The organism is Nostoc sp. DedQUE02 (assembly GCF_034531035.1).
In the GTDB taxonomy this organism is placed as follows: domain Bacteria; phylum Cyanobacteriota; class Cyanobacteriia; order Cyanobacteriales; family Nostocaceae; genus Nostoc.
Genome location: NZ_JAVRBY020000027.1, coordinates 56599 through 72380, shown reverse-complemented (window position 1 = coordinate 72380; position 15782 = coordinate 56599). Strand labels below are relative to the sequence as shown.

At 42.2% G+C, this 15782-nt stretch carries 11 protein-coding genes; 9 read left to right on the top strand and 2 right to left on the bottom strand.

All coding sequences use genetic code 11. The features are described from left to right. Positions 1–18 precede the first annotated feature (18 nt). Positions 19–156, bottom strand: coding sequence for a hypothetical protein (locus tag RMX98_RS20395; RefSeq protein WP_409881640.1), 138 nt, complete (start codon positions 154–156; stop codon positions 19–21). A 396-nt stretch (positions 157–552) separates the two neighbouring features. On the opposite strand from RMX98_RS20395, the gene RMX98_RS20390 reads away from it, so the two are divergent. The 4 genes from RMX98_RS20390 (at position 553) to glf (ending at position 7051) form a co-directional block, all read left to right on the top strand. Then, positions 553–831, top strand: a complete 279-nt coding sequence (locus RMX98_RS20390; protein ID WP_322679647.1) for a hypothetical protein — start codon at positions 553–555, stop codon at positions 829–831. Positions 832–1267: 436 nt separating this feature from the next. Then, on the top strand, positions 1268–2077 hold the full coding sequence (locus RMX98_RS20385) for a phytanoyl-CoA dioxygenase family protein (RefSeq protein ID WP_322679648.1): 810 nt from the start codon (positions 1268–1270) through the stop codon (positions 2075–2077). Positions 2078–2235: 158 nt separating this feature from the next. Then, positions 2236–3252, top strand: a complete 1017-nt coding sequence (locus RMX98_RS20380) for a glycoside hydrolase family 43 protein (RefSeq protein ID WP_322679649.1) — start codon at positions 2236–2238, stop codon at positions 3250–3252. 1360 nt (positions 3253–4612) lie between these two features. Continuing rightward, the gene (glf, locus tag RMX98_RS20375; protein WP_322679650.1) at positions 4613–7051 is read left to right on the top strand and encodes a UDP-galactopyranose mutase; all 2439 of its coding nucleotides are present in this window, start codon (positions 4613–4615) and stop codon (positions 7049–7051) included. Positions 7052–7254: 203 nt separating this feature from the next. Here the strand turns inward: glf and RMX98_RS20370 are convergent, their stop codons facing one another. Further along, the gene (locus RMX98_RS20370; protein WP_409881586.1) at positions 7255–7476 is read right to left on the bottom strand and encodes a hypothetical protein; all 222 of its coding nucleotides are present in this window, start codon (positions 7474–7476) and stop codon (positions 7255–7257) included. A 251-nt stretch (positions 7477–7727) separates the two neighbouring features. Between RMX98_RS20370 and RMX98_RS20365 the strand changes: the two genes are divergently transcribed. The 5 genes from RMX98_RS20365 (at position 7728) to RMX98_RS20345 (ending at position 15282) form a co-directional block, all read left to right on the top strand. Then, positions 7728–9935 carry a family 1 glycosylhydrolase gene (locus RMX98_RS20365; protein WP_322676116.1) on the top strand — a complete coding sequence of 736 codons (2208 nt, stop codon included), beginning with the start codon at positions 7728–7730 and terminating at the stop codon, positions 9933–9935. 196 nt (positions 9936–10131) lie between these two features. Next, complete coding sequence (gene galE / locus RMX98_RS20360) at positions 10132–11115, top strand: UDP-glucose 4-epimerase GalE (protein WP_322676115.1); 984 nt, start codon at positions 10132–10134, stop codon at positions 11113–11115. Positions 11116–11234: 119 nt separating this feature from the next. After that, on the top strand, positions 11235–12191 hold the full coding sequence (uvsE, locus tag RMX98_RS20355; RefSeq protein ID WP_322676114.1) for a UV DNA damage repair endonuclease UvsE: 957 nt from the start codon (positions 11235–11237) through the stop codon (positions 12189–12191). A gap of 511 nt (positions 12192–12702) precedes the next feature. Continuing rightward, positions 12703–14391 (top strand): GTPase HflX, encoded by a 1689-nt coding sequence (gene hflX, locus RMX98_RS20350; protein ID WP_322676113.1) that lies wholly within the window; start codon positions 12703–12705, stop codon positions 14389–14391. Positions 14392–14406: 15 nt separating this feature from the next. Beyond that, positions 14407–15282, top strand: a complete 876-nt coding sequence (locus RMX98_RS20345; protein WP_322676112.1) for an isoaspartyl peptidase/L-asparaginase family protein — start codon at positions 14407–14409, stop codon at positions 15280–15282. Positions 15283–15782 lie beyond the last annotated feature (500 nt).

The window sequence follows — 15782 nt, the reverse complement described above, 5'->3', positions numbered from 1 at the left end:
AGGCAAGCGCATAGAGGCTTAGTACAGCATTTCATTAATTCGTAGCGAATTAAATTTGGCAATAGACGACAATGTTATTGCATCGGCTTGCAATGTTAATGCATCGGCTTGCAATGTTAATGCATCGGCTTGCAATGTTAATGCATCGGCTTGCATTAAAAACACTACGCTTTTACATAAAGCTGTACTTAGAAAGCTAGTTTCATTTTTTCTCTGTTTGTATGACGTGAGTTCGATGAACCTCTCCTTCCCAACCTCCCTCTCCCACAGAGAAAGGGAGGAGCAACGAGAAATTAGGGTTTTGGCTCCCCTCTCCGTGTCGGAGAGGGGTTGGGGGAGAGGTCAAAAAAGGGCTTGTCGAACTCACCTTTCTATAAAACCGCCCTGCCTCCTCGCTGCTGGGGAGGGGGTTAGCGCGATTCAGTATTTACTCAACCCAGAATCAGTATTATTACAAGAGGTAAAGATTAAGCTGTAACTTTGGGAACCATTGAGACAATGTAGAGTATCTCCTAGTAATTTAGCAAAGTTATAAGCATTGGAGTGAAGCAAATGAACGCTAAATTAATCGTTTTTTCTGCCTTTGTGACAGCATTTGTAGGTGCAGGAATTGGTTTTATTACTGCTAATTTACTTCCTTGCCCTTACACAAGTCAAATGTATAAAGGTTTGGAGCAAAAATATGCGATCGTTGGTGCAGTTGCTGGTTTGCTGATTGGTTCTAGTCAAGAAATGATTCGAGAACTCAAGCAAGAGCGGGATGCAGAAGAAGACTTGCTGCGGGATTTGCACAAAGCTATTCATTCAAGTACAGATCAAAAAAATTTATGACAATTTTTTGACAAAGACTAACAGCTATAGCAAAAATTCCGATCGCGGTTCTGATAAACTGCGATGGCATTGCCGCCATACTCACCAGTGGTAACTCTGGAATTGAGCGGGTAGTCGCATTTACCTTCGCCCGTGAAGCTGCCGATGTGCTGATGTATGCAGGTATGTCTATTGGTGGTTTGCTGAATTCAACTGTACTATTTTGACTGTTAGATGCCCTTGAAAGCCAGGCGATCGCGTTGCATTGTCTGGAGTGTCAAAGAGTTTAGTTATGTTAAGTAATTCGTCATCATTAATATTAATTAATTGTTACAGAGGATTGGCATAAGCCCCCCCAATTTTAAAAATAGTGCGCTACTATCGACAAGCAATAAAAAATCTCCTAGAGGTCTGATATTAATACGCCTCTATTTATAAGTTGAAGAGGATAAAAAAGATGGTTCAAAGTATAGGCGGTATAGCGAAATATTCAGCTACCGACCTAGACCGATTTGCTCAAAAACTGAATCAAGACGGAATTTGTGTGATTCCCGGTGTTTTTGAGCAAAAATTAATTGACGAGTGGGCACAAGCTTTTGAAAAATTATTTCACGAACGTCAAAATCAACCAGGTGGGTTGGCTCCTCGTGAAGTTTCCCGCTACTATCTAACCTTGCCTTGGATTTACCCATTTGCTAATGAGTTAGTTTTTGCCAATCCAGTGATTATGGGTATTTTAGATCGCGTGTTTTACCAAGAATACGTGATGGTTCAGATGGGAGTTGATGTTCCATTCCAAGGTTCAGATTATCAGGAAACCCATCGGGATTTTCGCCCGTTGTTTAGTGATCGCATAGTTACACCACTGTACGCCCTCGCAGTCAACTTTCCCCTTGTGGAAGTAACCGCAGAAAATGGGCCGTTCCAAATGGCGCGTGGAACCCATGTTATACCGCGAGAAGAGGGATTAGAAAAAGTTGCCAGTGGTGAAATTCCGATGGAATCCTTTTATATGCAGCCAGGTGATGTGATGGTGCGATCGCCTTTAGCACTGCATCGGGGTTCCCCAAATCGGACAAACCACCCAAGACCGATGGTAGTCATGGGCTATGCGATGCATTGGTTGCACACACCAAAGGTAGATTTAACTCTTCCACAAGACTATTATCAAAGCCTCCCAGAAAAACTAAAGCAGATGCTACGGTGTCAGCTAGTAGAAAGCTTACCTAAGAACAAAGTCGAAACTTACGTGAATTTCAAATACTAGTAGTTTTTCAAGGCAACAATGCTTGGTAAATAAGTTTGTAGTAAGGACTTTAGTCCTTGCTTTGAGCGCTAAAGCCCTCACTACAAAGCAAGCATTCTTAACTTGATAGACCATTAGTGGAAAAAAGATTTTTGTCATTATTCCATAGATAATTTAAGATGCCAACCTATACTAATCCAGTCTACAAAGGTTATTTTGCCGATCCTTTTGTTTGGCAACACGAAGGCGTATATTATGCGATCGGCACTGGTGCAGCAGAAGCAGAAGGAACGGTAGATGAAATCGCAGACGCAGCAAATGTTAATTCCAATAACAAATCGTGTGTCTTTCCTCTGTTACGCTCTTTCGACTTTGTAAACTGGGATTATGTTGGTAACGCACTACAACGGCCAGATCCCGCCCTTGGCGATAATTTTTGGGCCCCCGAAGTTGCTTACTGCGATCGCCAATTTTATCTCTACTATTCTGTAGGGCATGAAGATAAGAATCATCAGTTACGCGTAGCTACAAGCGATACTCCGTTAGGGCCATATCAAGATGTTGGCGAACCAGTCGTAGATCCAAAATCTTGTCCTTTTGCGATCGATCCGCATCCATTCCAGGATGACGATGGACAGTGGTATTTGTTTTACGCCCGTGACTTTCTGGATACATCAGATGGAGTGCGTGCTGGTACAGCATTAGTTGTAGACAAACTCCAAACCATGACTAAACTTACTGGTGAAGGGAAAGTGGTTTTACGTGCGCGATCCGATTGGCAACGGTTTTTAGCCAACCGTTTGATGTATGGTGAAATTTATGATTGGCATACTTTAGAAGGCCCCTGCGTTCGTAAGCATGAAGGGAAATACTACTGCTTTTATAGTGGTGGACGCTGGGAAACTGAGAACTACGGCGTAGATTATGGGGTTGCTAACAACGTAATGGGCCCTTACTCTGATGCAGGTAACGAAACCGGGCCACGGGTGCTAAAGTCTGTTCCTAATTTTGTTATCGGGCCGGGACATAATTCTATTGTTCTTGGGCCAGATGGTAAGACTGAGTATGTTGTCTACCATGCTTGGACGAAAAACATGGATATGCGGCAAATCTGCTTAGATATGCTGATCTGGAAACCAGAAGGGCCATCTTGCAACGGCCCTACTTGGACACCGCAGACTATCAGCAACTATTGAAGATTTTGCGATACATTAACACCGCTAACTTTGGCTGGTATAACAATGCTAAGTAAGCCGACGGAAATAAATATAACTATATTAAGAAGGTTAAAGGGTAAGGGGAAAAGGGAAAAACCTTTCCCCCTTTAACCTTTTCCTTTGTACATCAGTGGGTGGTACTTTCACTGGCGAAGGGGAAAAGGGAAAAACCTTCCCCTTTAACCTTTTCCCTTTACCCATACAAAATTTTACATAGTTTGGTTTAATCGCGTCTACTTACTTATAGTAGCCAGTTGCAATATGAAACTTGCAATTACCTGTCATATCGTGTCCGGTTAAAGACTTATCATTTAGGCCGCAGTTCTTGCTGGGGGCAGGGAGCAGGGGGAAAGGGGCTTTTGCGCTTTTTGCACAGATGCGGGAATTATAACTAATTAGGCGGACATTATATCACAGGTTTCAATGTATTCTCTGTCAGTAGTTTTAAGATTGAGTTTTTACATCTAAAGTAAGGATTTCAATTGAATAAATTAAATCTTTCAGACTCAAAAGCTTCTAATACTACCTATTTATTTGATAAACCCAAAGATAGAAAAACGCGATCGCTTAATGATGCAGTGTTCAGGTGAGGCTTATGAATTGAATGACGAGCAATTTTACAAACTGCCAAAAAGCTTTTAATACCGTTTCACTTAAGGTTGATATAGATTCTTGCAGGGGAAGCAAGAAAAGTGATTTGTATCAAAAATTTCGTGAAATAGTATAACCTACATAAGGTTGAGATAACATCTATATCATGAGGGTGAAATTTATAATACTTGTTTCCCAGAAACCAACAATAAAGGAAATTACTTTATTTACGATGGTTTATAAAATAATTATTACAACATATATTAGAATTAAAAAAATAATATTTTTTACAGGAAACCTCCTATTTTAATAGTTAAAAATCGGAAATTTTATCTAAAATTAAACTGAATTTGTTAGTTTTAATATACCATTAATAATTATTTTATTATTTTATGTACAAAACCGAACAGACAAAAAAAACTTACCATGCATAGTTTTGTAAATAAATATAAAAAGTTGTGTTACATAAATTAATATTTTATTTTGGATTTAGATATTTCTAAAAAGATAATGCTTAGGACTTAATACAGAAACTAATTTATATTTATTTCGATAGATGAATCAATTAGAAATAAAACAGTATTTTGTTACTAACGCAAGCAAGTATTGATTATACCGATTCGATATCGAAAAGCAGCAGAATATGTTGCAAGCTTTTGCATGAAAGTGAGTTTGACGCTGCCTGACCAAGAAAAGGTATTAGCGATTGGCTAATCAGAATTAATAATCTAAAATAACGAGAGAATCTATGGCAAGTGAAAAATCTCAAGTCCAAAACAACGGTGTCAGCAATATTATTTCGCCGAAGCAGCGTAAAGCAAAGCGATCGCAGCTAGATGAAACGCAATCATCAAGTGCGTCACTGTTGAATTTAACTTCGTCTAATAAAAAAGTTCAATCAACAGAAACCTTTCAAGACACACCTGATATAGTTTGTTTATCTCATTTACGCTGGAATTTCGTCTATCAAAGGCCACAACATCTTCTGAGTCGCTGCGCTCAAGGAAAGCGAGTCTTCTTTTTTGAAGAGCCAATTTTTTCTGAAGAACCCTTAGCAAGGTTAGATATAAACGAAGATTCTAATGGAGTAGTTGTGGTCGTGCCACGCCTACCGCAAGGTTTAAGTGAAGAAGCAATCAACGCAGATTTACAAGTACTAATTAATAGTTTGTTTGCAGAGCATAACATCAACAAATATATTTGTTGGTATTACACACCAATGGCGATCGCGTTTACCCGCCACTTGCAACCCCAAGCCGTGGTGTACGATTGCATGGATGAATTGTCTGCATTCCAGGGAGCATCACCCACTTTAAAGAATTACGAAGCCGAACTCTTCAGCCGTGCAGACTTAGTATTTACAGGCGGACAAAGCCTTTACGAAAGTAAAGTGAATCAGCACCCCAACGTTTATGCCTTTCCCAGCAGTGTAGATGTAGCCCACTTTGGACAGGCAAGAAATCTTCAAGAACCAGAAGATCAAGCTCATATTCCTCATCCTCGCCTTGGTTTCTTTGGTGTAATTGATGAACGGATGGATATTGAATTGCTTGCAGGTATTGCCGAAGCACGCCCCGATTGGCATTTAGTAATTATTGGGCCAGTTGTCAAAATCGATCCAGCAACTTTGCCACAGCATGAAAATATTCATTATCTCGGTGGCAGAGATTATAAACAGCTACCTGCCTATTTAGCAGGCTGGGATTTAGCAATGTTGCCGTTTGCGCGTAACGAATCAACACGCTTTATTAGCCCTACCAAAACTCCAGAGTATCTTGCCGCAGGTAGACCTGTAGTATCTACCTCAATTCGAGATGTAGTGCGTCCTTACGGAGAGTTAAAGCTGGTGCGAATTGCAGACACAGTTTCTGAGTTCGTCACCGCCGCAGAACTTGCAATGCAACAAGACACCGCAGCCTCAGAATGGTTGAGTCGAGTAGATGTCTTTTTAGAGAAAATTTCTTGGGATCGCACTTGGGCATCAATGATGAAGCTGATTGACTCTGCGATCGCAGCCCGTGATGGTGAAGAAAAAGCTAACTCTACAGGTGCAGCTGGTAAACAAGCACCAAATATCATTACCAGAGATTTTGTCTTCGATTACTTGGTTGTTGGTGCTGGTTTTTCTGGTAGCGTCATTGCAGAACGTTTGGCAACTCAGTCTGGTAAAAAAGTCCTGGTTGTAGACAAGCGCAACCACATAGGCGGCAATGCCTACGATCATTACAACGATGATGGCATTCTTGTACACAAATACGGCCCCCATATCTTTCACACCAACTCCCGCGAAGTCTTTGAATACCTCTCACGCTTTACTCAGTGGCGGTCTTATGAACATCGTGTCCTTGCCAGTGTAGACGGACAACTTGTTCCGATTCCCATCAACCTCGACACCATCAACAAGCTGTATGGGATGAATCTCAACTCATTTGAGGTGGAAGAGTTTTATAAATCGCTTGCTGAACCCGTAGAATCCATCCGCACTAGTGAAGATGTAGTGGTCAGCAAAGTTGGTCGAGTACTGTATGAAAAGTTTTTCCGTAATTATACCCGCAAGCAATGGGGACTCGACCCATCAGAACTTGACAAATCAGTAATTGCTAGAATTCCGACTCGTACCAATCGTGACGATCGCTATTTTACCGATAGCTACCAAGCAATGCCACTACACGGCTTTACCAGGATGTTCGACAATATGCTCAATCATCCGAACATTAAGGTAATGCTTAACACTGATTATCAGGAAATCCAAAAAGCTATACCTTGCCGCGAGATGGTTTACACTGGGCCAGTTGACGAATTCTTTGATTATCGCTACGGCAAATTACCCTATCGCTCGCTTGATTTCAAGCATGAAACCCATAACACCTCTGTGTTTCAATCAGCGCCAGTAATTAACTATCCCAATGAACAGCTTTATACTCGTGTAACCGAGTTTAAATACTTGACTGGTCAGGAACATTCAAAAACTAGCATTGTTTACGAGTTTCCTCAAGCTGAGGGAGACCCTTATTATCCTGTACCACGTCCTGAAAATAACGAAATGTACAAGCAGTATAAGGCGCTATCTGATACAACACCAGGAGTATATTTTGTGGGAAGGCTAGCGACTTACAAGTACTACAACATGGATCAATGTGTTGCTCAGGCTTTGTCTGTGTACAAGCAAATTGGGGTTAAGGCTTAAGTAATTCATAATATAGGACTGCTCTGTATTTATTAGGGTGCGTTATGGACATTAGGGCATATTTTCAAACTACTCCTTGAGCCTCTTAATTTTTTAGATCCCCCTAAATCCACGCCACGTACTCTATTTAGGGAGACCCCAAGACCGCAGTGGCTCCCCGATAAATTGGGGGACTTTAAGAGATTCTTAGCCCCCTTTTTAAGCTACGGTGTACACACAAGTTTCTTAACCTGCAATGGTCTTGCATCGACTAACAATGGCATTGCATCAAATAACAATGGCATTGCATCAAATAACAATGGCATTGCATCGAATAACAATGGCATTGCATCGACTGACAATGGCATTGCATCAAATAACAATGGCATTGTATCGACTGACAATGGCATTGCATCAACTAACAATGGCATTGTATCGACTGACAATGCTATTTCTCTCGTTCCGATACTTTGTATGAGAATGAGTTAAGCCCAATCAAGCTAGGTTTTTAGGACTTGTGTGTACACCGTAGCCTTTTTAAGCGGGGTTGAGGGGATCTAAGACTTTGAAAACACGCCCTAGTCCTAACGCATCGAAAATTTAGGATGGTGCGTTAGCTTCCGGCCTAACACACCTTACAAAACTACAAAACTCAAAAAGAACACATCAAATAAAATATCAGCTTGAGTTGTAAATTATGACTTCTGCTTTCAACTCGACATTCAACACTAACAAAGCACAACTTCCTCTAGAAGTGTGGGCTGGTGTAGAGTGTACGGTTAATCGTGTGGGTGAAGAGTATTTCGATCAGTTAGAACGCAATGGTCATGCAACTCGCTTGGATGACCTAGATTTATTCGCCCAACTTGGCATACACGCCATCCGCTATCCAGTACTTTGGGAGAGGATAGCGCCCAATGGTTTAGAGAATGCTGATTGGTCGTGGGCGGATGAACGGTTGGGACGCTTGCGCGAACTCGGCATCTGTCCGATTGTGGGATTAGTGCATCATGGCAGTGGCCCGCGTCATACCAGCTTAGTAGATCCAGAATTTCCTGAAAAACTAGCGGTGTTTGCTCGTGCGGTTGCAGAACGCTATCCTTGGATAACACATTACACACCTGTAAACGAGCCACTGACAACAGCGCGATTCAGTGGGATGTACGGTCACTGGTATCCGCATGGAAAGGATGATTTAACCTTTGCCCGTGCTTTGTTAGGAGAGTGTAAAGCGATCGCTCTTTCGATGCAAGCAATCCGGGAAATTAACCCCAATGCTCAACTAGTGCAAACAGAGGATTTGGGTAAAACTCATAGTACACCAAAACTGGCTTATCAAGCAGAATTTGAGAATGAGCGTCGCTGGTTGAGTTTGGATTTATTATGCGGTCGAATCAACCAAACTCATCCTATGTGGGTTTACTTGCGCGACTGTGGTGTAAGTGAGCCTGAACTTGAAGAATCTCTGCAATATACCTGTTTGCCTGACATTATTGGCATTAATCATTACCTGACAAGCGAGCGCTTTTTAGATGAAAACTTAGAAACCTATCCAGCTTGGACGCATGGTGGTAATGGTCGAGACAAGTATGCAGATGTAGAGGCAGTGCGAGTTTGTGCTGAGGGTTTGGCAGGGCCGCGGACATTGCTCAAAGAGACATGGGAACGCTACAAACTACCCTTTGCTGTCACTGAAGTTCACCTAAGTTGCACCCGTGAGGAACAGCTACGCTGGCTCAATGAAGTGTGGAATGCAGCTCAAGAATTACGAAATCAGGGTGCAGATGTTCGTGCTGTAACTGTTTGGGCACTTTTGGGCAGCTACGATTGGAATAGTTTAGTGACTCGCTCGGTAGGATACTACGAGCCAGGTGTATTTGATTTGCGATCGCCACAGCCTAGACAAACAGCGATCGCTAAAATGGTGCGAGATTTAGCCACTGGACATAAACCGAATCATCCACTACTTGATACACCAGGATGGTGGCATCGACAAGAGCGCCTATTATACCCAGCCGTCAGTTGTCGCGTATCTTTGCCATCTCCCGCGCTTTCGTCCCCTGCTTCTGTTCGTCCCTTAGCGATCGTCGGAGCCACAGGAACACTAGGTAAGGCTTTTGCTCGGTTGTGTGAAGTGCGAGGAATTTCATATTGTCTGCTAAGACGGCAAGATATGGATATTGCCAATCCTGCTTCTGTCAATAAAGTACTTACCGAATTGCAACCGTGGGCAGTTGTCAACGCTGCGGGATATGTGCGGGTGGACGATGCTGAACGCGAACCCGATGTTTGTTTAAAAGTAAACGCTGAAGGAGCAGCAATTTTGGCTGCTGCTTGCGCTCAACATAATGTGGCGCTGTTAACTTTCTCTTCAGATTTGGTATTCGATGGTGCTGAGTCTAATCCTTATGTCGAAACAGATACCGTTGCGCCTCTTAATGTATATGGATGCAGCAAAGTTTTGGCAGAAAAGTTAGTATTACAAGCTCATCCGGCATCGCTAATGATTCGTACCAGTGCATTTTTCGGCCCGTGGGATGATTACAATTTTGTGACGATCGCCCTACGGCAATTAGCTGCTGGAAATACTTTTGTCGCAGCCGAAGATGCGATCGTTTCCCCTACTTATGTACCCGATCTTGTCCATACCAGCCTTGATTTGCTGATTGATGGCGAGAACGGTTTGTGGCACTTGGCTAACAAAAGTGCTATAGCTTGGTCTGACTTAGCCCGATTGGCAGCGAAAAAAGCAGGTGTGAGTGTCAGCAATCTAATTGCTCTTCCTACGCAAGAACTTGGTTTAATTGCTCCCCGCCCAGCTTACAGCGTTCTTGGTAGCAATCGAGGTGAATTAATGCCACACCTTGACAGTGCAATTTCTCGCTACTTGGAAGAAAGAAATTAGTACAAAAAATTCTAGATTCTAGATTAGACATAGGAGTGAAAATGAATGTAGAGACGTTGCAATGAATGTAGAGACGTTGCATTGCAACGTCTCTACAAGGGTTTCAGGTAACGCATAATTAATTTTTGGACATGTTTATTTAAATCCAATCCAAAATCCAAAATCCAAAATTGTTTCCAATCCCCACGGCAAAATTATGTCAACTATTTTAGTAACTGGAGGAGCTGGATATATTGGCTCCCATGCTGTATTGGCTCTGAAAAACGCAGGTTATGAAGTAATCGTTTTAGATAATCTGTCGAACGGACATCGAGAACTTGTAGAAAAATTGCAGGTAAAATTGATTGTTGGAGATATGAGCGATCGCTCTCTTCTTGATGACATATTTTCAACTCACAATATAACTGCGGTTATGCATTTTGCTGCTTATATCGCAGTGGGTGAATCTGTCACCGATCCAGCCAAATATTACCAAAATAATGTTGCAGGCACTCTGACACTTTTAGAAGCAATGATTGCTGCATCAGTTAATAAATTTATCTTTTCTTCTACTTGCGCTCTTTATGGTGTACCAAAGTTCGTTCCCCTGACCGAAGACCATCCGCAAGATCCCATTAGTCCTTATGCTACTAGCAAGTGGATGGTAGAAAGAATTCTATCTGATTTTGATGCAGCATATAATTTCAAGTCTGTACGTTTCCGTTACTTTAACGCCGCAGGTGCTGACCCTAACGGGTTGTTGGGTGAAGACCACGAACCTGAAACTCATCTCATACCATTAGTACTACTAACTGCTTTTGGTAAGCGCGAATCGATTTTGATTTTCGGCACTGATTACCCTACCCCAGACGGGACTTGTATCCGGGATTATATTCATGTGACTGACTTGGCACAAGCCCATATTTTAGGTTTGGAATATCTGCTCAAAGGTGGAGAAAGTGAAGTCTTTAATCTCGGAAATGGCAGTGGTTTTTCAGTCAGAGAAGTGATAGAAACTGCTAAAGAGATAACAGGCAAAGAAATTAAAATAGAAGAACGCGATCGCAGACCGGGTGATCCTCCTATTTTAGTTGGCAGCAGCGACAAAGCAACTAAAATATTGGGTTGGCATCCAGAGTATCCTAATTTGAACGAAATTATCGCTCATGCTTGGCAATGGCATCAACAACGACATAAGTAAAGACAATTTAAAACATCCTGTAAGGCTTAGAAACTCATTCTTTCGGTACTCGTAAGCTAATGGTAGAACTTGTTTAAATTAAAGAATGGCTTAAAACAGGTATCAGTTAGTATTAGTTCATGAGCGTAATTGAGTTTCAAAATTTACCGAATGCACAGCAGTGCCAAAAAAGCACACTGCCCTCTTTAGGGTTAGTTTGCATCACCTCAGACAAACAAGTGCGCTTTCGGACAATGACACGCACCCGATACTTAAAACTTTCCCTTAGCGATCGCGAAAGCGCCCTGAGTGAACTGTATCGGCATAATTTGCAACGCTTACATGATGCCCTCTCCTTTTGTCAGCAGAATAATATTCAACTTTATCGGATGTCTTCTAATTTATTTCCCCTAAGTGACTTAGAAGACGAAATCGGCGCAAATATATTAGAGGCGATGAGTGCTGATTTAGCAACAATCGGTGAACGAGCAAATGCATTGAGCATCAGAATGGTGTTGCATCCAGATCAATATGTAGTGCTAAGTTCTGATTCCCCGGAAGTGGTACAGGCAAGTATCAATAATTTAGCAGGACATGGACGTATACTTGACTTACTGGGATTACCGCGATCGCCTTGGTCATTGATGAATATTCATGGTGGCAAATCTCAACGGACTGAACAACTAGTAAAAGTAATTTCCGAACTACCAGAAAACATTAAAAGCCGCTTGACTCTAGAAAACGATGAATACGCCTATAGTGCCGATGAAATTTTAGCAGTATGTCAGCAAGCTAGTGTGCCGATGGTATTTGATGCCCATCACCATATTTGCCACGAAAATTTGGATAGCTACGATCATCCGAGTGTAGGAGCCATGTTTTACGCAGCGCGAGAAACTTGGAAAAATCCAGATTGGCAATTAGTGCATATTTCCAATGGTGAGCAAGCTTTCAATGACAGAAAACACAGCGACTTGATTACCGATATGCCCAATGTTTACTACCAAGCACCGTGGATCGAAGTCGAAGCCAAACAAAAAGAAGAAGCGATCGCACTTTTGCGTTCTGGGTGGCTAATGAACAATAATTGTACATAAATTAGAGACATCTAGTGGTGTGTCAAGACTAAAATGTTGCAAAAAAATTGTAGGTTGGGTGGAGGCTTTGCGTAACCCAACATCTTAATAAACGTAGGGTGGGTTAATTTTTGTAGGTCGATGCAACAAAGATGCAGGTCGATGCAACAAAGATGCAGGTCGATGCAACAAAGGTGCAAGACGATGCAACAAAGGTGCAGGGCAATGCAACAAAGGTGCAGATCAAGAGACTTGTGTGTAAACCGTAGCCTTAAAAAGAGGGGCTAGGGGGGATCAGTTAGTGCCTAAATATCACATAATCACTTTTCAAACAATCTCTTACACGTTTACAGTCTCATTTATGGTTAATACCTCACTTAATTGGTTTATAAATCATTTTATAAGAAGCTTTATTTTGAGGTAATTATCTATAGCTAAATTGCTTATTTCTCATGGTAGATTAAATCAAAATTTAAAAAAACCAAAATAATAATATTACAGAGATAAAAATCACCTGTAGATTATTAGTTTTATGCAAAAAATTTATGGCAATGTTCAGGGAATAAAAGCTAGTCAAATTAAACGACTGCAAGAGCTTTACGAGCAAAATCAACCAGTAGATAGATTTATTACGCCAGAATTTGCTCAAGCCTTAGCTACAATCGGTCAACAAATTCATCACCCGATTTGTTGTTATATCAATCGGCGTGGGCAAGTTATCCGAATTGCTGTCGGAACACCCAGTCAAACTCAAATTCCACCTGAAGAATTACCCCGTCGCAGTGCAGAACGTTTGAGCAAAATCCGTTGTATTGCTACTCAATTTAAATCAGAACCACCTGATGAAGCAGCTTTGATTGCAATGATGCGTCAGCGCCTAGATGCTCTTGTCATGTTAACTGCAATTGATGGTAAAGCAAAAGAAGCTTTTCTAACTTACCTTTTCCCTGATTCAGAGAGTCCTTGGGTAATTTCACCTCCTCTAAGTTTGGACGATCTAACCGAACAAGAATTTGATGAGTTAGTAGCGGTATGGGAAGAAGAAATCGCTGATGCTGGAAATGGAATATTCCTATCTCAAGAAATTGTCTCCGACCAAGATAGAGTGCTGCTGGTAGGAGTGCAGACAGAAGATGTCTCACTTCAACGATTTGAAGATGGACTTGCAGAACTAGTGCGTTTGGTTGAAAGTGCTGGAGGAATTGTACTCGATACAATGCGACAAAAACGCGATCGCGCCCATCTCCAAACAGTGGTCGGTAAGGGAAAAATTGAAGAAATCACCCTTTTAGCTCACAAACTAAGAGCTAATCTAATCGTTTTTGACCGAGATATTTCTGCATCTCAAGCCCGCAATTTAGAACAAGAGATTGGCATCCGAGTTGTAGACCGCACAGAAGTAATTCTGGATATTTTCGCTCAACGCGCGCGCACTCAAGAGGGTAAATTACAAGTAGAACTGGCGCAACTCGAATATATGTTACCTCGGTTGCGCGATCGCGGTCAGGAAATGTCTCGATTAGGTGCGGGGATTGGTACGCGAGGCCCTGGTGAAACAAAACTAGAGACGGAACGGCGAACAATTCAACGACGAATTGGTCAACTACAGGAAGAAGTGAACCAATTACAAGCACACCGCGCCCGGATTAGACAACAACGACAACAGCAAGAAATTCCGGTTTTGGCATTAGTTGGCTATACCAATGCTGGTAAATCTACTTTACTAAATGTGTTAACCAATGCAGAGGTTTTCACCGCAGATCAACTATTTGCTACCCTCGACCCAACAACCCGCAAGGTAGTAATTACAAAACCAGAAACACAAGAACGCCGCTCGATTCTGCTCACAGATACTGTAGGATTTATTCACGAACTTCCACCACCACTGATGGATGCGTTTCGCGCCACATTGGAGGAAGTTGTTGAGGCTGATGCGATGATTCATGTCGTGGATTTATCCCATCCAGCTTGGGAAAGTCATATTGCAAGTGTGCTGGAAATACTCGAAGAAATGCCAGAGATTCCAGAAAAAAGTTTGATTGCTTTTAACAAGGTTGACAAAGTAGATAGCGAAACCTGGGCTAGGGTTCAACAAGATTATCCCGAAGCTGTGTTTATATCAGCAACCCAGCACTTGGGTTTAGAGACTTTAAAAATGCGATCGCTACAACTAATTGACGAAAGAGTTGAAGCAGTTGCAGTCCCACAAAATTCATACTAAACAAGAAGGAATTATATGACACCGACTATCATTGTTCACGGTGGAGCAAAAACCATCACGGACGACAAGGTTGCAGCCAATAATGCAGGCTGTACAGCAGCAGTAGAGGCTGGTTGGGCAGTGCTAATTAGTGGGGGTACAGCCGCCGAGGCTGTGGAAGCAGCTATTCGAGTTTTGGAAGCTGACCAAACATTTAACGCCAGCCTTGGTGCAACTCTCAACAGCGACGGAGAGGTGGAATTAGACGCGGCGATTATGGAAGGCTCATTAAGTTGGGGAGCAGTTGCAGCAGCTCAGGGCATCCGTCATCCAATCTCGGTTGCCCGGAACATTATGGATGATAAACCCAGACTACTAGTAGCGCGGGGTGCAGAACGCTTCGCCATAGATTCCGGGGCTGAAATGTGCAAAAAAGAAGACTTAATAGCTGAGGAACAGTTGGAGCAGTGGAAGGAAGATCGAGAAGTAATCGATCGCCCCAACACCGTAGGTTGTGTAGCTTTGGATGCTAGCGGCATCCTAGCTGCTGGCACTTCAACTGGCGGCACTACCAAGCAGCAACAAGGTCGCGTCGGTGACACTGCGCTTGTTGGCTGTGGTTTGTATGCTGATAATAAAATCGGCGCTTGCTCAACAACAGGTGATGGTGAGTCGATTATCCCCGTGGTTTTGGCTAAAACTGCGATCGATTTTTTGAGTGGCGATCGGCATCCAGATGAAGCAGCACAGATGGCAATTGACGCTTTGGTTTCTAAGGTTAAAGGTGAAGCTGGGTGCATCCTCATAGACCGTCAAGGACGCTTTGGCTGGGCGTATAACTCATCACACATGGCTTGTGCTTATATGACCGCAGGACAAGACAAGGTGGCTGCCTTTACTAATAAACCTTAGTTTGGCGGTTAATAAAGCCTGAAAAATCTGACAAATATAGGTTTAAAGAATTAAGTTACTTGAAATAATCCTGGCTTTATTAAGAATAAAGTCAATAAATCACAATAAAGGGGGCTTTTCAAAATCACACAAAAAACTGAGACTCAAAAAAATAAGAACAAAAACAGAGTTTCAGTGATGTTATGTAGGACTCATATCAGAACTGCTCGGTTAAGGGGAAAAGGGGAAGGTGGGGCCCCCTCTGGGGATGAAGGGCGGGGGAAAGCGGCAATAAAAAACCTTTACCCCAAACCCAGTAAACTTTCCCAAAACCCGATTCCAAATTAAAAATACTTAACCCAGAAGTATTGGGACTCATATTTGATTTTTGAAAAAATTGGGTGGCAGTTTTCCGAAATTAGTAACTTAAGTTTGGTAATTATTACCAGAACAGTGATTTATAAATAACTTCTATAACTAGCCTTGGGGGAATATGGCCCCACAAAAACCTGGTCTTCGTG